Below are 20,819 nucleotides of genomic sequence, written 5' to 3'. Positions count from 1 at the left end.
TTGCGGCTCACTGGCCGAAACGGGCCATCAGTGCCGAAACGCGCTTGGCCGGCCAGCGCTTGACGGTCAGTGCCCCTGTTCCTCTTTCCACGTCGACGCCTTCGCCCGGCGCAAGCACGACGCCGGCAGACGACACCGGCCTTTGCACGGCGACGCGGCCTCTGATCACGAAAACCGACGTTTTGCCCTGGCCGGCGTCGATCGCCCATTTTGTCCCCCGCACCGCGGCGATCGCCTGCGGCGTGACGACCACGAAGCCGCCTTGGACCCCGCCAGCGGGCGCCTCGATCAGCAGCGCCTTGCGCCGCAATCTCACCGCGTCCGCATTGCCGTTGCGGTCGCGGTCCTCCAGCGTGAAGCTGGCGCCGCCTTCGACGATGATGGTAAGGCCTTGCTGGCATCTCAGGATCTGTCGGCCTTCGACCGGCTCGAACCTGCAGCCTGCCTCGCCCGACTGCGCCAGGGCGGCATCCACCCAGAAGACCCCGGCAAAGACGGCAGCCACCAGGCTGCGGAAATATCGTCCCCTTACGCTCATGAACCCTCCTGCCTTTGCGGAATTTGCGGCGGGAAAATCGTTGCGTTGCTCCGGACGCCGCGCAGCGGCAATCTTACCACAATAATCTGCTGCGACGCCAAACAACCGGCACAGGCACCAGGCCGAGGCCCGGAACGAATTGGCGCGAGCCGCGTTTATCCCGGTTAACGCAATTCCTGGAAAAGTATGAATTGTTTCCCCTCCGGAATTGCGTCCAGCCAAAGACAATTGAGCGGGTGTGCGTTTTCGTTGAAACGATGAACTGCTCTGGGAGGTCGAGATGCCAACGCAAAAAGAAGACTACCGGACCAATCGCGCCGATTACCTGATCGCCAAGATGCAGGCCGCCAAGGGCGAGCCTGGCAAGCTGCCGGCCGCCAAAGCCGCGCCCAAGCCGGCCAGGAGGCCGTCCCGGCCCCACGACCAGCGCTCGGCTGCAGCGAACCCGGAAGAGACATTGGCGACATCGCATTCGCGCCGCTAGCGTCAAAGTCATAGGCAATTCCAGGAAAAGTGTGAAACAGTTCCGTCCGGAATTGCGTCAAACAAGCAGATCTGGCGTTCTCCCGGCCTGCCCGGCAGGCCGGCGGTGCGCTGCTATCGTGACACAATCCGCACTGCTTTGTCCGTCCTGTCTTGTCGGAACTCTTGGCCGCGTTGCCGGTTCATCCTTCGTAAGCCGAAGGAGACCAAACTTATGGATCACACCAACCACGTCCGGCTGACCAATGCTGAGCTGACCCCCGACATCCTCGAAGGCGCCACGATCTATGGGCCTCGGGACGAGAAGATCGGTTCGGTCGATCACCTGCATGGCAGCCAAGTCGTCATCGATGTCGGCGGCTTCCTCGGCCTCGGCGCCAAGCCGGTGGCCGTCGCCGCGAGCCAGCTCGATTTCATGCGCGACGAGGACGGCGACGTCCACGCCGTCACCAGCTGGACCAAGGACCAACTGAAAGCCATGCCCGAGCACCGCGACTGAACAGCGGCCCGGTGAAACCCGGGCTCGTTTTCGCCAACGCATGTCGCCCACAAGCGCCGCGCATTTGGGAAACGACATGCGAACAACAGCTTGAGCGCCGCGGCTGAATCAGTTCGCGAGCGCTTAGGGAGAGACCGATGATCAGGAAACTCAAGGACGGAAAATACCGCCTCTATTCACGCAAGGTCGACGAAAAGACCGGCAAGCGCCGCAACCTTGGGACGTTCGATACGCGAGAGGCGGCGGAGAAGCATGAGAAAGAGGTGCAGTATTTCAAGCGGCATTGAGCAGACGCTAAGGCTGCGACGATGCCCTCAGGCGCGCTGGCAAGGCAGTGGCCACCCGCCATCACATCAATTCGTCCAGATCGAGCATCCAACCTTCTGCCCGCTAACCGGCTCCTGCACGTTCTTCGCAAACACCCGGTGAAGACCGGCTCTGCTGGCTTTGACTTCCTTGCTCGCAGGCGAGTCCGGGTCGCCGATCTCCCAGTGCCAGCGGGCTTTTCTTGGCGCCCGCTTCCAGGTGAATTTGACGCCGTAGGCCACATTGCCCGGCGTGGCGTTGTCGAATCGGCAGTCGATGGTCGCCGGCATCATGCCTTTTACTCCCATCGCGTTGACGATCTCGGGGGCGTTCACCTTTGTAAGCCATTCGTTTCCGGCGCTCGTCGGGCCGCTTAGCGGGCCTGTCATGCATCCTCCAAGCAGCAGCGCGCCGATTGTTGCGCTTGCCCTGGCTGCCCGCTTGCTGCCTTTCTGATTGAAGCCCATGCCCGTTTCCTTGCCTTGGAGAGAATGGAAAGTTAGCCGGGCTGGAGGGTGCTCGGCGCGCATCGCTTCGTATATTAGGAACTTCACACGCCCTTGGACTTCGGCGGGCTGCACCGCCCTTTGAGCATCGCTCCCTCGTGGTCGCCACCTGACATCGAGGTGACCGACACGGAGATCAGGATGAGGGCATCTCCCGACGGCGTCCCAGATGGTGGGAAGAGCGGCGCGGAGGGAGGAGGGGAGGGCATTAGCGGATACGGCGGCGGAGAAGAAGCGCGTCCTATAGAGGAACCGCAGCCCGGGAGTCACGCCGGCACACCGATGAACTCCCCGGATCCATAACCGTACCTGCAGTTCAGGAACATTCTGCGTTTAGCGGAGTTTGGCGGGATGGCCCGCTTGTTTGAGGCCACACCGGTTCATGGCGGGCATCGGGAGGAAGCTATGATCCGTGTCACGCCTTCACTTCATGTTTCTCGCCGCGGCGCATTGCAAATTGGTCTCGGAGCGACGCTCGCTTCAGCGGCCGGCGTTGCCCCCGTTTCGCCTGCTTTCGCACAGGATGACATAAAGGATGAAGACATTTTCCGCTTCGCGCTGAACCTGGAATATATGGAGGCCGAATACTACCTCCGGGGCACCACAGGAAAAGGCATCGACGATTCAGATGCCGGTTCGAAGCCCGGCGACGTCGTCGGCGGCAAAAAGGTTTCCTTCGAAACGCCAGCGCTGGGTGAATTTTTGCAGGAAGTCGCGGAAAATGAACTTGCCCATGTCAGGTTCTACCGCAAGACACTGGCGTCGAATGCGGTGGACCGGCCGGCGATCGATTTTGATGCCGGCTTTGCCGCGGTCGCCAAGGCGGCCGGGCTCGGTGCCGACTTCGACCCCTTCGGCAACCAGATGAACTTCGTACTTGGCGGCATGCTGTTCGAGGATGTCGGCGTCACCGCCTACGCCGGTGCGGCAACCGTCCTGAAGAACAAGGAATTCCTGGCTGCCGCGGCTGGAATTCTCGCGGTCGAGGCCTACCACATGGGGATGGCGCGATCGTCGCTCTATCGCATGGGCGAGAAGGCCTGGAAAGCGGCCAATGCGATTTCCGACGCACGCGACAAGATCGACGGGCCCGATGACAAAGATCAGGGCATTGACGTCGACGGCAAGGCCAACTTCGTTCCTTCGACGCCGGATGCGATCGCCTTCACAAGGACGCCGCAGGAGGTATTGCGCATCGTATATCTGACCGATCAATCGGGTGTGAGCAAGGGCGGCTTTTATCCGAACGGGATGAACGGTACGATCAAGAGCACCTAGCCGCGAGGATGGAACCGGTCACGATGACCTACAACCCGCGCTGTGCAGCATTGGTCGCCGACCATCGCATATCGTCTCAAGGGGGCAAGCGATGAACGTCAGCAGCGAGGCGACCAGATCGGTTTGGACGCTCGACGCCAGCCTGCCCAGCGCTCCCCGCCTCGAGCAGGACGAGCATTGCGACGTGGCGGTCGTTGGAGCCGGCATCGCCGGGGTTTCGATTGCCTATGAACTGGCGCTGGCAGGACGCAAGGTGGTGCTCGTGGATCGCGGCCCGTTGCTCGGGGGCATGACATCGCGCACGACCGCCCATCTGGCGCCGATCTGCGACGATGGCTTGAGCGCGCTGATCGACATGCGCGGCGAGGCTCTGGCGCGCGGATTTCAGGAGAGCCAGCAAGCTGCCGTCAACCGCATCGAATGGCACGCTGCCAGGCTGGAGATCGACTGCGATTTCCGGCGGCTGAACGGCTTCCTTTTCCCGGCCGCATGGATGGACGAGAAGCAGGCCGCCAAAGAATGCAACAAGGAATATGCGGCAGCGGCAAAGATCGGCGCCGAGGCCGAGCATGGCAAGGGCGTGCCCCTCAAGGGCCATGAATCAGCGCCCGTCCTGCGCTATCCCGACCAGGCCACCTTCCACCCGCTGAAGTATTTGCGCGCGCTGTTGGCCGATTTCGAGAAGCGAGGCGGCAAGGCATTCGCCGACAGCGCCGTCGTCGAGATCGAGGAGGGCGCGCAGATTCGCCTGAAATGCGACGGCGGCTCCGCCGTCACGGCTTCGAACGCGGTGTTTGCCACCAATTCCCCGATCAACACATGGCTCAAGATCCATAGCAAGATGGCGCCCTACCGCACCTATGCGATGGCTTTCGACATCGTCAGGGGAACCCTCCCGGATGCGCTCTACTGGGACATGGACGATCCCTATTATTATGTCCGGCTCAATCCCGGCGGCGGCAAGACGGATTGTCTCATTGCCGGCGGCCGCGATCACAAATCGGGCGAAGCGGATGACGGCGACGCACGTTTTGCCGCGCTCGAAGCATGGATCAGGGCATTGGTGCCCGATCTTGGCGGAGAAAGCGCGCGGTGGTCCGGTCAGATCCTCGAAACCATCGATTATTGCGGCTTCATCGGCCGAAGCCCCGGCAACGGCAACATCTTCATGGCCACCGGCGATTCCGGCCAGGGCATGACGCATGGTGCATTGGCCGGACTGCTGATCCGGGATCTGATTGTGGACGGATCGAACCCCTGGGAAGCCGTCTATGCCCCCGACCGGACGCCACCCGCCGCGCTCGCGCACTACGTCAATGAGAACCTTACAACGGTGAAGAACCTTGCCGGCTACTTGCTCCCCGGTGAGGTCAAGTCGCCCAGTGACCTCAAGCCCGGCGAAGGCGGCATCCTTCAGGACGGCTTGAGCAGGTTCGCCGTGTGCCGCGACCGCGACGGCAAACTGCACCGGCATTCGGCCAGTTGCACGCATCTCGGCTGCATCGTGCACTGGAATTCGACCGAGCAATGCTGGGATTGCCCCTGCCACGGCTCGCAATTCTCGCCGGACGGAGCTGTCCTCAATGGCCCAGCGATGCGGGGGTTGAGCTAGGCCGACCGGCGGACTGGTGGGGCATTTCTCGTATTTTGGAGCTCCATATATGCTCGACCCGTCTGCTCGGGTCTTCGACTGTGTCTGCCTCGCCACAAAAACTTAGCCATGCCAGTTGTTAACGTGCCCCATCGCCAAAATTAACCATTCGTTAACCATACTCTCGCTAGCGTTTACCCATCAGTAAGGAATCGCTGGCCCGTGACCTTCGCCGCCCCATTGCAGAACAAATCCATACGCTTCCGCGCCCGCTCTTTCGTGGCTTTCACGCTCACCCCCGAAGCGCCGATTGCCGACTGGCTGGAGGGGCTGGATCACTGGATCGGCAATTCGCCGGGCTATTTCGCCGGCCGCCCGGTGGTGCTCGATCTGAACACCCTCAAGCCCGGCGCGGAGGAGATCGCGGCACTGGTCGGCGTGCTCGGCACGCGCGGCATCCGCGTCTACGCCATCGAGCTCGAAGGCGCTACGCTTGGCCCCGAACTGCCGCCGCTGCTCACCGGCGCCAAGGAGGCGACGACCGAAGGGTTGCTCGCCAAGCCCGGTCGCAAGGCACGGCGCGACGAGGCTGACGTGGCGAAGGCGGCTGATATCGAGGAGCTTGCCGAAGTCGAACCGGCGAACCCCGAACCGGCCAAGGCCTCTCGCGGCAAGCCGGCGAGGGTGGCTGACGAAGCCGGAACCGAACACAGGCAGGCGAGGGCGGTTGAGGCCGAAGAACATAGGCCCGACGCTTTCCAGGCCGGCACGCTGATGATCAAGGCGCCTTTGCGCTCCGGCCAGTCGATCTTCCACCCGCATGGCGATGTGATCATTTTGGGTTCGGTCGCGTCCGGTTCCGAAATCGTCGCGGCCGGCTCGATCCATGTCTATGGCACGCTGCGCGGCCGTGCGATCGCCGGCTCCGAGGGCAACATTTCGGCCCGCATCTTCTGCCGCAAGAACGAGGCCGAACTCATCGCCATCGATGGCTGGTACACGACTGCGGAAGAGATGGAAGGTGTGTCGCGCGGCAAGGCCGTGCAGGCCTTCCTCGACAATGATGTGCTCTCGGTCGTGCCGCTGAATTGACGTCGCAAGGTTCGGACCGGGTTCGCGTGGGATTACAGGCAGCTCAAAAGACCGTGCGCCAGCACGGGCAACAACAATGGAGGCCGGATAGATGGGCAAGGTAGTGGTGGTCACCTCGGGCAAAGGGGGCGTCGGCAAGACGACCTCGACGGCGGCGCTGGGTGCCGCGGTTGCCAAGACCGGCAAGAAGGTGGCGCTGGTCGATTTCGACGTCGGCCTGAGAAACCTCGACCTCATCTTGGGCGCCGAGCGCCGCGTCGTGTTCGACCTCGTCAATGTCATCCAGGGCTCCGCGAAACTTTCGCAGGCGCTGATCCGCGACAAGCGTGTCGAGACGCTGTTCCTGCTGCCGGCCTCGCAGACGCGCGACAAGGATGCGCTGACCGAGGACGGCGTCGCCGAGGTGATCGCGAGGCTGCGCTCGGTCTTCGACTATGTGTTCTGCGACAGCCCGGCCGGCATCGAGCGCGGCGCCCAGCTCGCCATGCGCTTCGCCGACGAGGCGGTCATCGTCACCAACCCGGAAGTGAGCTCGGTGCGCGATTCCGATCGCATCATCGGCCTGCTCGATGCCCGCACCATGAAGGCCGAGCAGGGCGAGCAGATCCAGAAGCACGTGCTGGTCACGCGCTATGACGCGGCGCGCGCCGCGCGCGGCGAGATGCTGTCGATCGACGATGTGCTGGAGATCCTGTCGGTGCCGCTGCTCGGCATCATCCCGGAAAGCCAGGATGTGCTCAGGGCCTCAAACCTCGGCGCGCCGGTGACGCTGTCGGAACCGGTCAATGCCGCGGCGAAAGCCTATCTCGAGGCGGCGCGGCGGCTGGAGGGCGAGGACCTGCCGGTGGTCGTCCCCTTCGAGCGCAAGGGTTTTCTCGACCGTCTGCTCGGAAGGAGGGCTGCATGACTATTTTCGACCTCTTCAAGCGGCGCACCAGCGCGCCGGTGGCGCGCGAGCGGCTGCAGCTGCTGCTCGCCTATGAGCGCCAGAGCCGCGGCCAGCCCGATCTCGTCTCCGTGTTGCGCGAGGAGATCATGGCGGTCATCGCCAGGCATGTGCAGATTGATCAGGACTATCTGCAGGTGTCGATGGACCGCGGCGCCACCATGTCGACGCTGGAAATCGACATCCAGATCCCCAACAAGAGCGCAACGCCGCTGGCGATGGCGGGATAGCGCCAAATCTCCCCTCTCGAGGGGGAGATGTCGCCGAAGGCGACAGAGGGGGTCGCCTCGCGTGAAGCGCCGGCGCAATCTCCGTCGCGCAGGGGCGCCGGCGCCGGAAGACACCATGGCGCGGGCGCATTTCGCAACGATGTCTTGTCGGTAATGTAAATTGAAAGCAGCCCACTGGTAAATCGCCCAACTGCTAGGCTAGTTTAGACATCCCTAAACTAGCTGGATCTCTAAAATGCAGCAGGCGAAACGAATTCTGGTGACTGGGGGCGCGGGTTTTCTGGGGTCGTTCTTGTGCGAGCGATTGCTTGGTGACGGTCACGAAGTTATATGTGTCGACAATTTTTTCACCGGAAGCCGAAGAAACGTCTCGCATTTGCTCGACAACAGGTCCTTCGAGATCATTCGCCACGATATCACGTTTCCACTCTACGTGGAGGTTGACGAGATCTACAACCTTGCCTGCCCCGCGAGCCCCGTTCACTACCAGTTCGATCCGGTCCAGACGACCAAGACCAGCGTCCATGGGGCCATCAACATGCTGGGGCTGGCCAAGCGCGTTCGCGCAAAAATTCTTCAAGCGTCTACCTCGGAAGTTTACGGCGACCCTGAAATTCATCCGCAGACCGAGGTCTATTGGGGTAGGGTAAATCCGATAGGACCCCGTTCCTGTTACGACGAAGGCAAAAGATGTGCCGAAACCCTGTTTTTTGACTATTGGCGACAGCACCGGCTGCGGATCAAAGTCGCGCGCATCTTCAACACATACGGCCCGAGGATGCGTCCGGACGACGGCCGCGTCATTTCCAATTTCATCGTGCAAGCGCTGCAGAACGAGCCGATAACGGTGTACGGCACGGGCCAGCAAACACGTTCGTTTTGCTATGTCGACGATCTCATCGACGGTCTGGTTCGCATGATGCAGACTGCTGATGATGTTACCGGTCCGATCAATCTTGGCAATCCGGTCGAATTTACAATGCTCGAACTCGCCAATCTCGTGATCGAACTCACTGGAAGCCGGTCGACGATTACATTTATGCCGTTGCCAATTGACGACCCAAAGCAGCGACAACCCGATATCGGGAGTGCCTTGCATGAGTTCAATTGGAGGCCAAGAACCGCGTTGCGCGATGGTCTTGCCAAGACAATTGCTCATTTCGAAGGCTTGGTTTCGTCGGGGCATTTACGGTCCGCCGCTGCCGAATGAAGACAGTCCTGGTCACCGGCGGAGCCGGCTATATCGGATCACACTGTTGCAAGGCGTTCGCCGAATCCGGTTGGTCGGTCATTGCGTATGACAATCTCTCGCGCGGTTGGCGCGACGCGGTCAAATGGGGGCCGATCGTCGAGGGCGACATTTCCGACGCCGCAGCCGTGTCGGCGGCGCTGCGACAATATCGGCCTGATGTGGTGGCGCATTTCGCCGCCTATGCTTATGTGGGCGAGTCGGTCGAACACCCGGAACTCTATTACCGAAACAACAGTTTCGGGTCGCTGGTTTTGTTCGAGGAAATGCTGAAGGCCGGCGTCGACAAGCTGATCTTTTCCAGCACCTGCGCATCTTATGGCGTTCCGGTTCGCTCGCCGATTGACGAAATGCATCCGCAGGCGCCCATCAATCCCTATGGATGGTCGAAATTCATCATAGAACGGATGGTGGACAATCTGTCGTATGCCCATGGCCTGAACGCGGTCGTACTCCGGTATTTCAACGCGGCCGGATGCGATCCCGACGGCGAGATCGGTGAACGGCATGAACCGGAAACACACGTCATACCGCTCGCTATCGAGGCGGCGGTCAGGCCGGGCCGGATTTTTACCGTCAACGGCACCGACTTCGATACCCGCGATGGAACTGCGGTACGGGATTATGTCCATGTTACCGATCTCGCGCGTGCTCACGTCTTGGCAGGGGAGAGGCTTCTCCGCGACAAGGGTGTCGTCGTGTACAATCTCGGGACCGGAACCGGAACGACAGTGAAGGAATTGGTCGATGCGGTGAACCGGGCTTCGGGATCGCGCCTTCCGGTGGCCTACGGCCCGCGCAGGGCAGGTGACCCGCCAGCGCTCGTAGCCGCGGCCGGCAAGGCGTACCGGGAACTCGGCTGGGCGCCCGAGCAATCCGGAATCGACCGGATCGTTGAGACGGCACTGGCTTGGTATCGCAGCCGATCGTGACCACTAGACTATTGCGGACGCCCTACCGTGCGGTCAACAAGCGATCGAGAGAGCCGGCAACTGCGCCGAGCGAGAAGTTTTCCTCTATCCGTTTTCGCGCCGCCTGGCCGAGGCGGTCCCGCATGCCCGGGTCATCCTTCAGTTTCTTCAGCGCGTGTGCAATTTCTGCCGGCTGATCCTTTCGGACAATCAGACCGCCGGATGCCTCGCCATTTGCCAAAATGTCAGGCAGGCCCTGTGCGTCGGTGGCGACGATCGGAAGGTTGCAAGCCATCGCCTCCAGTGGTGCGACAGGCATGCCTTCAATGCGGGAGGCCGTGACATAGGCATCTGCCGCTGAAAGCCAATGCCGAATCAGGGACCGATCCGTGGTATAATTGGAAAGCCATCTTGCATTCGGCAAGTCGGCCTCGCTCAACAGCTTGGCGAATACGTCCCGATCTTGACCAGAGCCGATGATAACCAGTTCGGACGACGCGTCGCGGGAAAAGAAGGACCAGGCTTTCAAGAGCACATCGAGCCCTTTGCGCCGGATGTCGATGCGTCCATGATTGACGACGACGAAAGCCTCGCGCGACAATCCGAGACCCTGCCTTGCTTCCTGGCGCCCGATCGCTTTCCATTCCCCAGAATCGATCGGGTTGGCGATATTTGCAATCTTGAGCGCAATGCGCGGGTAGGCTTTGGCGAGACGTTCACGCTCGGCGGCCGATGCGACGATCAGGCCGCTACAGGCACGAAGTGACGCCTGCCGGGCGGGCACCTCTATCCAGGAGAGCGTCCGGTCCCCGCCCTGGAACGTCGCGTAAAGCGGAATGCTCATACGGCATGCCAGCCAGGCAAGCACATCAAACCGAGGATATTCATATTCTTGAGCGAGGATCACGTCGCATTGCGACTGGGCGAGGACCTTCTGGAAGGCGGAAAGCGGTGTCGTGGACCAGCGTCGCAGACTGTGGGCTGCCGCGGACCGGCCTTGGCGCGCACGTCTCCCGGGAACGACCCAAATCGGCGCGCCCGTCCCTCCATGATGATAGCACTCTATCCGCGAAGCGTGCTCGGAGGCGCAAACAATGATCGGCCTGTGCCCGGCGAGTTGGAGGGCGGCGACATAGCCGAACAGCCAGCCGCCGGTCATCTGCTCGACGAACTCCTTGAGATGCAAGCCTATCGGATCGAGAAACTCTTCCACAACATCACCCCACGGAAAGAGGGCGACGACCAGGGAGAGTTGTTGACGATCATTCATTTGCGCCAGGAGAAGGCCGTCTCAGTACCGCGCGTCGAGCGCTGGTGCAGCGCGTAGCCGATGGCTGTTATGGGGGCCGCAAGTGCGTAAAGAACCTTGCGGCGGCGGCGTCCCAGGCGAGAAAATGCGATATCGTGAAAGAAGGCCGTTAGCGGGTTGATGAACGTGGCCTGACGCTCCGGCGGCCTGTCGAAGAGCATGGCCAGTTCCGGATCACGGTAGCCACGCCGCACGTGGCCCCATTCGTGCATCAGCTCGTTTTCATGCGGACAATAGGGCTTCATGACGCGGAAATACGGGTAATGCCAATCGGCATGCGGCGTCGAGACAAGAACATATCCGCCCGGCCGCACGACCCTCAAGGCCTCTTGCGCAGCGCGGCGGTCGTCCTCGATATGCTCAAGCACGTCAAACAGCGTCGCCACGTCGAAACTGTCGTCCGCGAAGGGCAGGTCACAAGCATCGCCACAGACGAAGGTCGACCTCGCCCACTCTGGCTGGTGATTGCCCAACTCGGGATCGAGGTCTAGGGTGACGATGTCCGCGTTCGGGTAGAGGATACTTGCCAATCCGCTGCGGCCGCCGCCAATCTCCAGTATCCGTCCAGACCCATCGATTTCCGTGGGCGCAACGCGATGAATGGCGCGCATCTTCTCGCGGTAGAACAAACCGTCGGTGAGGCCGTTGGGAAAGGGATTTCGAGAAAGAAACGGGCCAAGTGGCGCCTTACGAATCATCAGGTTCGTTCCTCAGCCAATTGATGTTCGCCGTCTTCGCCAGCTGGAACGCAAGAGAAATTGAAGGCCCGCAATCCAGCCTTCGATTTCTGCCGCCAGGATTCCGATCCGGCCGGGGGGGCCTTCGAAAACTGCCTTGACGAATGTTCTTACGAAATATGCGGGCAGTTGTTTCCAGATACGGTCTATGTTTCCGCGGTCCCCGAAATTGTCGTATTGCGCGACCAGGGCTGCGACGTGGCCCTTCATGTAGGCCTTTATCTGCCGCCTAAAGCCCGGCCAGTCGCGGCGATGATGATGGAAGACCACGGCCCGCGGTTCATAAAGGCAAGCCCCTCCTGTCGCCAGAAGCCGGTACCATAGCTCCGAATCTTCCGAACATCCGGCAGCACCGGCGCCGAGGCGCTCGTCAAACGAGCCTACCCGATCGAAGGCAGATCGCCGAAAGGCCATGTTGGCCCCGGCGCCGATTTTCCAGACATGCGCTCCGCTTGGCCGGGTCTCTTCGAAGAAGCGTTGGTCGAAGATAAGCGGCACAAAGGTAGTGCCAAAACCGCCCATGTCGAACTGGAAGCGGCGTTGCGCGGTCGTATCGAGCCGGGCTGGCAGCACCAGGCCGGTCAGTGCCTCGACGTCCCATTCTGAAAAGGCGCGCGCGATTTCGGCGGTCCAGTCACGGTGGACTTCGACGTCGTCATCGGTGAATGCGATAATATCTTGACGGCTCGCGCGAATGCCGGTGGTTCGAGCGATGCTTAGTCCGGGGCGTGGCTCGTGAACATAACGGATGTCGGGAAATTGGGCACATACCGGCCGTGCGTTGGCATCGCTGGAATTGTCGACGACGATGACTTCGCCGGGGGCGCTGCGTTGCCTCGCAACGCTGTGAAGACACTCGGCCAGCGCGGGGCCACGATCACGCGTGCAGATTACCACCGAGATGTCCTGTGCGGACGCCGACGAAGCAGTTGCAAGCTCATCAAGGCAGTCGACAAGATCCCTGGCACCGAGTGCCGCAGCCAAGGAGAGCGCAGACTTTGGCCACCCTTCATATGTCGCCCGTAAGGGAGCGCCAAGGGCGGTGCTGCGGGCAGCCAATTGCGCGGCCGAAAATTCCGCTGCAAACTGCCGCAAGCGTGCCTCCGTGTACGGTAGTTCGTCAGGCAGAGACGCTCGCATTCCCAGCGGCAAGTCCTTCCACCAGAAGATCGACAGTGAAGGAATATCGCCCGCATCGGCGTCCGCACCAGTAGAGCCGAGATCGATATGCCTGACACGGAAGGCATCGCGATTCACTGGTTCTGCTCCCGGATCGTCTGCACGCGGACACGCGAGCGATCATATTCACCGGCAAGGCCATAGATCCCACCCCATAACTCGGCAATGCCGAAACGGAAATCACGACCTTGCAGCCTTCGCGCCGCCCGCGCCAGCGCTTTCAGCCGATCGAAAAACCACCATCGAACCATGGCGCGGTGCCGTGCCCTGAGCTCCCCATCGGTCCGACGGCTTTTGACAAGGAAGGCCATCATGCCAAGGCCCCATGTCCAATATTGCCGCCGCAACTGGTCAATCGTCTCGCGATGTTCGTGGTAAACGGCGTACTCCGGTTCATAGACTATGGGCCGGCCTGAACGCAGCACGCGATAGAAAATGTCGAGATCGCCACCGCCAGGCAGCGGGGCTCCGGTGTCGAGCGCTTCGTCGAAACCACCGAGCGAAATGAGCAATGTGCGGTCGAAAGCCATGTTGCAGCCAGCGCCGAGAATGCCGGATCCTACCGGGTGCAGCGGATTGTCGAATCGAGTGTTGTGGAATTCATTGCGGTCAAAGCCGCGGCCAAATCCGCCCCTTTGTTCGAAAAAGATTTGCGCCTCCGTGTCGAGACGAAACGGCAGCACCAGACCTGTAAAGCCGCCAGCACCGGGATTGTCCCGGCAAACTTTGGCAAGCCCCTCAAGCCAGTTGCGATCAACGACCACGTCATCGTCCAGATAGGCAATCAGATTACCCGTGGCCGAGCGAAGAGCTGCGTTTCGGGCAAAATCAAGCCCGGCCCTCGGCTCGAAAACATAGCAAATGTCTTTGAAGCGCTCGACCGCCTCGCGCGTAGCCGGATCGACCGATGCATTGTCCACAACAATGATTTCGACGAACGGAAATGCGGATTTCGAACGGATGACGTCGATTGAGGCCAGCAGCCGGGAAAGACGCGCGGCACGGTCTTTCGTACAGATCGCGATGGAGAGGTTCGGCAACGCCGTTTTCGTAACCGGCCTTCGTCGCAGCAATTCCTCTTCCATTTTCGCAACGAGAATGCGGTCGGCAAAGCGCTCATCGGCAATGGATCTCAGTCTCTCAGCTGAAAGGACCGCAGCGGCGGGTAGCGCGATCATCTCAAATCCGACAAGCCGGTTTTGCCAGCGGGCAATGAGACCAACACCATCCTGCTGTGGGGCAAGCTCAATCGGGGCCAGCGGATTTGACAGCTCGACGTCGACAATTTTGTAGCCCATCGCCTCAATTCGCGCCCATGGCAACGCGTCCGTGTTGAAACTCGTGCAGCTTCGAAAAATGACCCGGTCGCTTCAGGAGCTGATCCGGCGATCCGACTTCGATCACCCGTCCTTTGGACATCACGATGATCTGGTCGGCCGCCTGGACAGTCGACAGGCGGTGGGCAATGACCACCACAGTGCGGTTGTGCGAGTACTGCTCGAGCGCGATCTGGAACGCCTGTTCCGTCTCAAAGTCGAGCGCATTCGTAGCTTCGTCCAACAGGAGAATGTCGGGGTTGCGAAGAATAGTCCGGGCAAGTGCAATCCGCTGCCTCTGGCCACCCGACAGGCGCATTCCCTGGTCGCCGATCTGCGTCTCATAACCATCCGGAAGCGAGCGGATGAAATCGTCCGCCTTTGCAATTCGGGCCGCTTGGCGCAGGTCGTCCTGACTGGTATCGAAATCGCCATAGGCAATATTTGCCGTGATGGTATCGTTGAAGAGATACACTTCCTGAGACATTAACGACAGCCGCTTGCGCCAACTGCGCAACTCGAAATCAGCAAGCGGCACACCGTCGGCGACCACTTCCCCTGACGTAGGGTCCATGAAGCGAAAGAGCAGCGCCATGAGTGTCGTCTTGCCCGCACCCGATTCTCCAACGATCGCTGTAGTCTTGCCGGCCGGAATGCTGAAAGAGACATCCTGCAGTGCCAACGGCTGATCGGGAGCATAACGAAAGGAGACGCTGCGAAATTCGACTGCTGTCCTGGGTGCCGGTGCAGGCAGATCGCCTTGGTCGAGAAAGGGCGTTTGCGTCGTACGCAAGAAGTCGTCCACATCGTCTATCGCGCCGGCAAGCCCATCCAGCGCAATCTTCGATTGCAGCAATTCCCGTGTGGGACCCTGGAGGCGATACAGGAGCGACAGAAAAGCGGCCAGCGCAGCAATTCCTATGCTTGCGGATTCCGCAATGAGAACAAGTGCGCCGATCAGAATCGTGATCGATACCTCCGAGACTGGCCCGGGGGTCGCCCAAAGCATGTCGAGTCTCAAGAGACGACGCCGCACCCTGTCCGATGTCTGAACGAACCGATGATGCTCGTAGTCTTCCTGCGCGAAGGCGCGGATCAACTGCAGTGAATTGATGCTTTCCCACATCCTGAGGCCGAACTGCTTGTTTTCCTCGACCACGGCCTTACCGGTCTCGTCAGCGCGTCGCGTGGCCAGACGAATGGCCATTGCACCGAAGAGCAGAAAAATCATCGAGAAAAAGGTCAATCGAACCGAGATCAAGAGCATCAACACAACGAAGACGATGAAGGTGCAAAAGCAGATCATCAGCCGATAGGCGAGGCTCAGCCCCTGGCTGACCTTCCAGGTATTATTGGCAATTGTTGTGATGATGTCCGACCGTCTGCTTTCAACTCGGTAGTCGATGCACGAACTTATCGTCTGATCAAAAACCTTGGATCGCAACCGATGGGCAACGAGGCCGTCCACATATCTGGTCACCCAGGTGTTGACGAGATGGACCGCATTTTTGAGAACAATGCTGACGCACAGCGCTCCGACCAAGAACGCGGTTAGGCGATGCTGCGGAATGGGCGCCAGGAGCCGGTCAAATATCGGCTGCCATCTGCCGGGTTGAGGTGGCGAGGCTCCCAGGCTCTGCAGCAAAGGGATGAACAGGACGAGACCGGCACCCTCCAAAACCGCTGCAACCAACCCAAGCCCCACTATGATCGGCCCAGCCCACGCTGGCGCTGCCGACAGGCGGAAAAGCCGCCGCAATCGCACGAACAGGGACGCGCTCCTGTTCACCAGATGCTCTCTGCGTAGAAGGGCCGAAACTCGGCGTCTTTGTTTAGCATCCGCTTCACTCGAACCTTGATCCAGCGAGGAACCAGCCTGGCCCGGCAGTATGCGTTTACCATGTCCGGCAGACGAGAAATCGCCGTGCGCGGGTCCAGGAAGACGGACTTCTTCAACAGGTCGCAAGCCGCGAAAAACCGCCCCTCAATCAAAGCTCTTGTGGCAAGCCAATGGATCATGTCGACCAGATGGGCATCGAGATCGCTCCCGAATTGCGGATATTTTTCACGGAATTCGGCAAGGACAATTTCACAGGAACGAAGCATCTGCATGACATCGCTCGACATGCTGACGTCCGTCATCCGGTAACCCACAAGGTGCTGAGGCACGACGCGGAACTCGTAATTTTCCGCTATTCTGAGGCACATCAGAAGATCCTCGCAGCCTTGCGCGCTCCTGGCCCGCAAGGACGGATCGAATTGTCCCGCTCGCTCGAATGCCGAGCGGCGTACAAGCATTGAACTTCCGTTACCGACAAAATTTTGTCTGCACATGCGCTGGAGTACGTGACCTTGGGCATCGGGTTGATTGTGCAGCGAGAATACCCGTCCGTCCTCGTCGATATGCGCAAACCAACAATATGCAAGACCTGCCGAAGAGCCACCTTCCTGCAACGCGCGCAACTGCAGTGCGATTTTGGATGGGGCCCAAAGATCATCCGCGTCGACAAACGCTAGAAACTCCGCGTCAGTAGAAGCCGCACCGCGATTGCGAGCGTGCGCAACACCGCCATTTGACTGCCTTATGAGGCGTATACGCCGATCCCTATCGGCACAGGAGGCCACGATTGATGCGGACTTGTCCGTGGATCCATCGTCGACCACAATAATGTCCAGTGCCTGGTAGTTCTGCCGGCAGATGCTGACCAGGGTAGAGCGAATGGTTCGCTCGGCGTTGAACATCGGCACCACGACGCCTACTGTGGCGTTGTCCTGCATCATCGGGGACTTCGTTTTCTCCGCAAGGTTGGTGAAAAGTTCATGCAAGCATAGTTGCCAGTACGGCTCTCTTCAAAGATCGGGACGAATTCGCGGCGGCGCCGACGACGTCAGCCGCAGGGGCGGGCTCGAAATCGGTACGGTCAGCGAAAAACCCAACTCCCCCGTATATTCACAAACACTTAAAAACTGAAACGCGGAATGCTGCGACGCAACACAAAATGCTTACACGTTTGAAACAAAGCTGTGATCCGACAGATAGAACCTGCGGAAATTTCAGGGCATTTTTCCAGAAGAGAGGCTGTAGTCCTATAGTATGTGGGCCTTTGGTCTGAACTTTGATGAGCATTCACTGGTGGACTGCGCCGCAAGAACTCAATGCAACCCTAGAGGGTATATAAAATTATATATTTCGAGAACATTTAAGTTCGTATAGAATATAGTATTGATACTGTAGTGCACCTTAAAAACGGATTTTATTTCAATGTTTTGTGCATCGCAGCAACCTTGCCGCCGCAGGCCGGCTCGGGTTGCGGCAGGCAGATCGGATCGAGGAGAGAAGCGATAAGCTTCCTGTCCCAGCCGACCGGCTCTCTCTGCCTCACGACAGGGCCACGTGGTTCGCCCTAAGGCCTGTCGATCCCGCGTGCGGGGCGCGAAGCGGGCATGGAGGAGAATGCATGGCAGCGTCGGCCGCCAGCCCTGCCCGAGAAGCAGCGCCGCTGCCAATCTTCGGGCTGCTCGCCGCCATGCTCTCGGTGCAGGTGGGTGCGGTCTTTGCGAAAAGCCTGTTTCCGATCGTCGGCGCCCAGGGCACGACGATGTTGAGGCTGGTTGCCGGCGCGCTGATGCTGGCGGCGGTGCTCAGGCCCTGGCGGGTAAAACCATCGCGCGCGGTGCTGCCCTGGCTCTTCGCCTATGGCGTCACCGTCTCGGTCATGAACCTGCTTTTCTACGCCGCGATCGAGCGCGTTCCGCTGGGCATTTGCGTGGCGCTCGAATTCACCGGCCCGCTTTTCGTCGCGACGCTGGGGTCGAGGCGCCTGCTCGATCTCGTCTGGGTGGCGCTTGCCGTCGCCGGCATCATGGCGCTCTCGCCCTTCGCCGACGTCAGCCGCGGGCTCGATCCGGTCGGCGTGCTGCTGGCGCTTGCCGCCGGCGGCTGTTGGGCGCTCTACATCATCTTCGCGCAGAAGGCCGGCGCCGCGCTCGGCGCCCACACCTCCGCCTATGGCATGGCGATCGCCGCAGTGATTGCGCTGCCGTTCGGCCTTTCCGCCGCCCGACCTCATCTCCTCGATCCGCATGTGCTGGCGGTCGCGGCCATCGTCGGCCTGTTCTCCAGCGCGCTGCCCTTCTGGCTGGAGATGATGGTGCTGACCAGGATTCCGGCGAAAGTCTATGGCATGCTCGTCTGCCTGGAGCCGGCGCTCGGCGCGCTGGCCGGCCTCCTGTTCCTGCATGAGAGCCTGACCCTCCTGCAATGCATGGGCATTGCCGCCGTCATCGCCGCCGCCTTCGGCACGGCTGTGACGGCCAGGCAACCCATGCCGTCGCCGGCACAGGGCCAGGTCGGGCGAGGTGAACAGCCGCGTCAGACCACATCCGGTGGTTGAATTAGGACTTAGGTCTGATATCAGCCTGAAAAAGGTCCGGACAAACAAGACAAGGGTCGTGGGCCACTTCCGCACAACGCGCCGATTGGAGATGCTGGATGCTGCGACAATGCCGGTGGGGTAGTTCGGCCGATCGGCCGGAAGGCTGGCCTTGGGAGAATGGGATGCGCGTATCGCGCATGGGCTGCAGGTTTGTCTTGCGGGCGCTTACGGCGCTGGCGCTGATTTTCGTGCCCTATCATCTCTCCGTCGACGGCCCCGTCGCCGCCAAGGCCTATGCCGGCAAAGGCGGCAACGGCGGCGGTAACGGTGGGAACGGCGGCGGTAACGGTAACGGCGGCGGCGGTAACAACGGTAACGGAAACGGCGGCGGCAACAACGGCAACGGCAACGGAAACAGCGGTAATAACGGCAACGGAAACGGAAATAGCAGCAGCAACAGCGGTGGAACGAGCAGCCCTAGCAGCAGTACCCCAGGCAGCGCCGCCGATGTCGACGATCACGTGAACGCCGCGACGGGCGACAAGGTCGAGGTCAGCGCCAGCGGCATCCAGGTGACGCACCGCAACGGAATGAAGGAGAAGATCGAGAACGGCCGCTTCAGGATGGAGGACAAATTTGGCCGCACCATCGTCGAGCGCAACGCCACCGCGGCAGATCTCGATCGTCTGAAAAGTTTGTGAGAGCGAGGTTCTATCTGAATTTGATCAACTAAGGGACCAAAGGCCGGCGCTGCAAAATCAGGTTGCCACCTTTTGCTTCGTTTCTTCGGTCCTGATCGACATATGACAGAACTCCCGCTGCTCACCTTGCCCCCGCCTTTCGGCGGGGGTACTTTTTTGGGCCCTTGGGGACGGTTGCCGGGGGGCAGCCCTTGGCGCATGGCCCCAAAGCCGGGGCAAGAATCCATGAGCTCAATCAAAGTGTTACGGTATTTCTTTTGACGTCCGGAGGAGGCCGTTGCCGTAACGTGCCGCGGTTCGTTGCGCGCCCGCGTGGTTCTCGCTCGCTCCAGTCATAAAGAATTGCCGGCCGATTTCCAAGCGATTTGGTTAACGCCGCGGCAGCTGCGGCTTTGAAGCCGGTTGCGACAATGGTCCCGCGCCGGCGGCAAAAAAGTCCGACCGGCCATGGCATGGGTCGTGGGCCGCTTCCATGGCCCGGCGGATGCGTCGATTCTGCTGCCCGCAACACCCGGTTCCGCCCCGGCCACGCCGCGAGCGGAACTTCGGCGGGGCCGAGGGCGGAGCCGGTACTTGGAGAAACAGATGCACAAACTTCCCTTCAACCGGCTCGCCTGGCTCATGTTGCGTGCCTCGACGGCGCTGGCGCTGACCATCGCGCCGTATCACCTGACGCTCGACGGTGCCAAGCTCGTTCCCGCTGCCGCCCATGCCGAAAGCGAGGGTGGTGGAGGCGGCGACGGCGGCGGAGGTGGGGGCGGCGACGGCGACGGCGGCGGAGGTGGGGGCGGCGACGGCGGCCACGATGGCGGCGACGGGGGCGGTGACGGTGGCGACCACGACGGCGACGATGGCGGCCACGACGGTGCCGACCACGACGGCGGTGACGACAACAGCGACGATCATGGCGACGATAGTGAGAGCCATGATGCCGGCGACGACCAGGGCGACAATAACGATCAGGGCGAGAACGACGACAATGGCGACGATACGCCGGCGGTCGTTCCCGAATAGAGCGTGAGCGCCGCGCCGTCCCTCGGGATTTTCCGGTTTGCGCTGAGCGCCACGGCGGCGCTGGCGCTGGCCATCGCGCCCTATCAATTCACAACCGACGGTTCGGCCACCATCGTGGTGGCCAAGGCTCATGCCGGCAATGGCAACGGCAACGGCGGCAATGGCAATGGGAACGGCAATGGCAATGGCGGAAACAACGCCGGCGGCAACGGTAACAGCAATGCCGGTGCCGGCAACAGCAATGCCGGTCCTGGCAACAACAACGGCAAGGGCAACACAAATCCCGGCAACAAGAACAGCTACACCAATACGGCGACCGGCGACACCCTCGAGGTCGACGGCAACCGGATCACGGTCGTCCACCGCAACGGCATGAAGGAGAAGGTCGAGAACGGCCGCTTCGAAATGACGGATGCGCAAGGCCGCACCATAGTCGAGCGCCAAGCGACAGACGAGGACCTGGCTCGCCTGATGAGCTTGTGAGGGAACGAAGAAGCTACCCCCTTTTCCCGTTCCCTCGCATGTCACCCCCGTCTCCGGAGACGGGGGTGATTTGCT

General features: G+C 60.9%; 22 protein-coding genes. 14 read left to right on the top strand and 8 right to left on the bottom strand.

Annotated features, from left to right (window positions below; all coding sequences use genetic code 11):
- Positions 1–7 precede the first annotated feature (7 nt).
- On the bottom strand, positions 8–538 hold the full coding sequence (locus tag FJ974_RS22095) for a FecR domain-containing protein (RefSeq protein ID WP_140538171.1): 531 nt from the start codon (positions 536–538) through the stop codon (positions 8–10).
- A 280-nt stretch (positions 539–818) separates the two neighbouring features.
- On the opposite strand from FJ974_RS22095, the gene FJ974_RS22090 reads away from it, so the two are divergent.
- The 3 genes from FJ974_RS22090 (at position 819) to FJ974_RS22080 (ending at position 1,807) form a co-directional block, all read left to right on the top strand.
- Positions 819–1,022 carry a hypothetical protein gene (locus tag FJ974_RS22090; protein ID WP_140538169.1) on the top strand — a complete coding sequence of 68 codons (204 nt, stop codon included), beginning with the start codon at positions 819–821 and terminating at the stop codon, positions 1,020–1,022.
- 213 nt (positions 1,023–1,235) lie between these two features.
- Positions 1,236–1,520, top strand: coding sequence for a PRC-barrel domain containing protein (locus tag FJ974_RS22085; protein ID WP_140538168.1), 285 nt, complete (start codon positions 1,236–1,238; stop codon positions 1,518–1,520).
- 137 nt (positions 1,521–1,657) lie between these two features.
- Positions 1,658–1,807, top strand: a complete 150-nt coding sequence (locus FJ974_RS22080) for a hypothetical protein (protein ID WP_140538166.1) — start codon at positions 1,658–1,660, stop codon at positions 1,805–1,807.
- Positions 1,808–1,873: 66 nt separating this feature from the next.
- Here the strand turns inward: FJ974_RS22080 and FJ974_RS22075 are convergent, their stop codons facing one another.
- Positions 1,874–2,293, bottom strand: a complete 420-nt coding sequence (locus FJ974_RS22075) for a hypothetical protein (protein WP_140538164.1) — start codon at positions 2,291–2,293, stop codon at positions 1,874–1,876.
- A gap of 444 nt (positions 2,294–2,737) precedes the next feature.
- Here FJ974_RS22075 and FJ974_RS22070 point away from each other — a divergent pair, with 444 nt between their 5' ends.
- From FJ974_RS22070 to galE, 7 genes are all read left to right on the top strand, one after another.
- Positions 2,738–3,610 carry a ferritin-like domain-containing protein gene (locus FJ974_RS22070; protein WP_140538163.1) on the top strand — a complete coding sequence of 291 codons (873 nt, stop codon included), beginning with the start codon at positions 2,738–2,740 and terminating at the stop codon, positions 3,608–3,610.
- A gap of 91 nt (positions 3,611–3,701) precedes the next feature.
- On the top strand, positions 3,702–5,222 hold the full coding sequence (locus tag FJ974_RS22065; protein ID WP_140538161.1) for an FAD-dependent oxidoreductase: 1,521 nt from the start codon (positions 3,702–3,704) through the stop codon (positions 5,220–5,222).
- A gap of 201 nt (positions 5,223–5,423) precedes the next feature.
- Entirely contained in the window at positions 5,424–6,293 is an 870-nt protein-coding gene (gene minC, locus FJ974_RS22060) for a septum site-determining protein MinC (RefSeq protein WP_140538159.1), read from the top strand.
- 91 nt (positions 6,294–6,384) lie between these two features.
- On the top strand, positions 6,385–7,200 hold the full coding sequence (gene minD / locus FJ974_RS22055) for a septum site-determining protein MinD (protein ID WP_140538158.1): 816 nt from the start codon (positions 6,385–6,387) through the stop codon (positions 7,198–7,200).
- Complete coding sequence (minE, locus tag FJ974_RS22050; RefSeq protein WP_140538156.1) at positions 7,197–7,469, top strand: cell division topological specificity factor MinE; 273 nt, start codon at positions 7,197–7,199, stop codon at positions 7,467–7,469. The genes minD and minE overlap by 4 nt, the downstream gene beginning before the upstream one ends.
- A gap of 235 nt (positions 7,470–7,704) precedes the next feature.
- Positions 7,705–8,679 (top strand): UDP-glucuronic acid decarboxylase family protein, encoded by a 975-nt coding sequence (locus tag FJ974_RS22045; RefSeq protein ID WP_140538155.1) that lies wholly within the window; start codon positions 7,705–7,707, stop codon positions 8,677–8,679.
- Entirely contained in the window at positions 8,676–9,650 is a 975-nt protein-coding gene (galE, locus tag FJ974_RS22040) for a UDP-glucose 4-epimerase GalE (protein ID WP_140538153.1), read from the top strand. Before FJ974_RS22045 ends, galE begins: the two co-directional genes overlap by 4 nt.
- A gap of 22 nt (positions 9,651–9,672) precedes the next feature.
- Here the strand turns inward: galE and FJ974_RS22035 are convergent, their stop codons facing one another.
- From FJ974_RS22035 to FJ974_RS22010, 6 genes are read right to left on the bottom strand one after another with little or no spacing between them, the layout of a single operon-like run.
- Positions 9,673–10,899: a glycosyltransferase family 4 protein gene (locus FJ974_RS22035; protein ID WP_140538152.1), complete on the bottom strand. Its 1,227-nt coding sequence runs from the start codon at positions 10,897–10,899 to the stop codon at positions 9,673–9,675.
- A complete protein-coding gene (locus FJ974_RS22030; protein ID WP_140538150.1) occupies positions 10,896–11,636 on the bottom strand; it encodes a class I SAM-dependent methyltransferase in 741 nt (246 codons plus the stop codon). Before FJ974_RS22030 ends, FJ974_RS22035 begins: the two co-directional genes overlap by 4 nt.
- Before the next feature lie 12 nt (positions 11,637–11,648).
- The gene (locus FJ974_RS22025; protein WP_140538149.1) at positions 11,649–12,932 is read right to left on the bottom strand and encodes a glycosyltransferase family 2 protein; all 1,284 of its coding nucleotides are present in this window, start codon (positions 12,930–12,932) and stop codon (positions 11,649–11,651) included.
- Positions 12,929–14,152: a glycosyltransferase family 2 protein gene (locus FJ974_RS22020; RefSeq protein WP_140538147.1), complete on the bottom strand. Its 1,224-nt coding sequence runs from the start codon at positions 14,150–14,152 to the stop codon at positions 12,929–12,931. Before FJ974_RS22020 ends, FJ974_RS22025 begins: the two co-directional genes overlap by 4 nt.
- A 4-nt stretch (positions 14,153–14,156) precedes the next feature.
- The gene (locus FJ974_RS22015) at positions 14,157–15,959 is read right to left on the bottom strand and encodes an ABC transporter ATP-binding protein (RefSeq protein WP_140538146.1); all 1,803 of its coding nucleotides are present in this window, start codon (positions 15,957–15,959) and stop codon (positions 14,157–14,159) included.
- Complete coding sequence (locus FJ974_RS22010) at positions 15,956–16,951, bottom strand: glycosyltransferase family 2 protein (protein ID WP_140538144.1); 996 nt, start codon at positions 16,949–16,951, stop codon at positions 15,956–15,958. Before FJ974_RS22010 ends, FJ974_RS22015 begins: the two co-directional genes overlap by 4 nt.
- Before the next feature lie 677 nt (positions 16,952–17,628).
- On the opposite strand from FJ974_RS22010, the gene FJ974_RS22005 reads away from it, so the two are divergent.
- The 4 genes from FJ974_RS22005 to FJ974_RS21990 all read left to right on the top strand — a co-directional run bounded on the left by FJ974_RS22005 (position 17,629) and on the right by FJ974_RS21990 (position 20,744).
- A complete protein-coding gene (locus FJ974_RS22005) occupies positions 17,629–18,564 on the top strand; it encodes an EamA family transporter (protein ID WP_140538143.1) in 936 nt (311 codons plus the stop codon).
- Between the two features lie 164 nt (positions 18,565–18,728).
- Positions 18,729–19,247 carry a hypothetical protein gene (locus FJ974_RS22000; protein ID WP_181177279.1) on the top strand — a complete coding sequence of 173 codons (519 nt, stop codon included), beginning with the start codon at positions 18,729–18,731 and terminating at the stop codon, positions 19,245–19,247.
- A gap of 585 nt (positions 19,248–19,832) precedes the next feature.
- Positions 19,833–20,261 carry a hypothetical protein gene (locus FJ974_RS21995; protein WP_226891344.1) on the top strand — a complete coding sequence of 143 codons (429 nt, stop codon included), beginning with the start codon at positions 19,833–19,835 and terminating at the stop codon, positions 20,259–20,261.
- A gap of 3 nt (positions 20,262–20,264) precedes the next feature.
- Positions 20,265–20,744, top strand: a complete 480-nt coding sequence (locus FJ974_RS21990; RefSeq protein ID WP_226891343.1) for a hypothetical protein — start codon at positions 20,265–20,267, stop codon at positions 20,742–20,744.
- Positions 20,745–20,819 lie beyond the last annotated feature (75 nt).

Source organism: Mesorhizobium sp. B1-1-8 (genome assembly GCF_006442795.2).
Taxonomy (GTDB): Bacteria; Pseudomonadota; Alphaproteobacteria; order Rhizobiales; family Rhizobiaceae; genus Mesorhizobium.
Note: the sequence above shows the minus strand (reverse complement) of the source record. Positions and strands in the feature narration are given on the sequence as shown.

What these genes read in the sequence shown, in the direction of transcription:
- FJ974_RS22095 (WP_140538171.1), bottom strand. Translation starts at nt 538, where the DNA reads ATGAGCGTAAGGGGACGATATTTCCGCAGCCTGGTGGCTGCCGTCTTT.
- FJ974_RS22090 (WP_140538169.1), top strand. Translation starts at nt 819, where the DNA reads ATGCCAACGCAAAAAGAAGACTACCGGACCAATCGCGCCGATTACCTG.
- FJ974_RS22085 (WP_140538168.1), top strand. Translation starts at nt 1,236, where the DNA reads ATGGATCACACCAACCACGTCCGGCTGACCAATGCTGAGCTGACCCCC.
- FJ974_RS22080 (WP_140538166.1), top strand. Translation starts at nt 1,658, where the DNA reads ATGATCAGGAAACTCAAGGACGGAAAATACCGCCTCTATTCACGCAAG.
- FJ974_RS22075 (WP_140538164.1), bottom strand. Translation starts at nt 2,293, where the DNA reads ATGGGCTTCAATCAGAAAGGCAGCAAGCGGGCAGCCAGGGCAAGCGCA.
- FJ974_RS22070 (WP_140538163.1), top strand. Translation starts at nt 2,738, where the DNA reads ATGATCCGTGTCACGCCTTCACTTCATGTTTCTCGCCGCGGCGCATTG.
- FJ974_RS22065 (WP_140538161.1), top strand. Translation starts at nt 3,702, where the DNA reads ATGAACGTCAGCAGCGAGGCGACCAGATCGGTTTGGACGCTCGACGCC.
- minD (WP_140538158.1), top strand. Translation starts at nt 6,385, where the DNA reads ATGGGCAAGGTAGTGGTGGTCACCTCGGGCAAAGGGGGCGTCGGCAAG.
- minE (WP_140538156.1), top strand. Translation starts at nt 7,197, where the DNA reads ATGACTATTTTCGACCTCTTCAAGCGGCGCACCAGCGCGCCGGTGGCG.
- FJ974_RS22045 (WP_140538155.1), top strand. Translation starts at nt 7,705, where the DNA reads ATGCAGCAGGCGAAACGAATTCTGGTGACTGGGGGCGCGGGTTTTCTG.
- galE (WP_140538153.1), top strand. Translation starts at nt 8,676, where the DNA reads ATGAAGACAGTCCTGGTCACCGGCGGAGCCGGCTATATCGGATCACAC.
- FJ974_RS22035 (WP_140538152.1), bottom strand. Translation starts at nt 10,899, where the DNA reads ATGAATGATCGTCAACAACTCTCCCTGGTCGTCGCCCTCTTTCCGTGG.
- FJ974_RS22030 (WP_140538150.1), bottom strand. Translation starts at nt 11,636, where the DNA reads ATGATTCGTAAGGCGCCACTTGGCCCGTTTCTTTCTCGAAATCCCTTT.
- FJ974_RS22020 (WP_140538147.1), bottom strand. Translation starts at nt 14,152, where the DNA reads ATGGGCTACAAAATTGTCGACGTCGAGCTGTCAAATCCGCTGGCCCCG.
- FJ974_RS22010 (WP_140538144.1), bottom strand. Translation starts at nt 16,951, where the DNA reads ATGATGCAGGACAACGCCACAGTAGGCGTCGTGGTGCCGATGTTCAAC.
- FJ974_RS22005 (WP_140538143.1), top strand. Translation starts at nt 17,629, where the DNA reads ATGGCAGCGTCGGCCGCCAGCCCTGCCCGAGAAGCAGCGCCGCTGCCA.
- FJ974_RS22000 (WP_181177279.1), top strand. Translation starts at nt 18,729, where the DNA reads ATGCGCGTATCGCGCATGGGCTGCAGGTTTGTCTTGCGGGCGCTTACG.
- FJ974_RS21995 (WP_226891344.1), top strand. Translation starts at nt 19,833, where the DNA reads ATGCACAAACTTCCCTTCAACCGGCTCGCCTGGCTCATGTTGCGTGCC.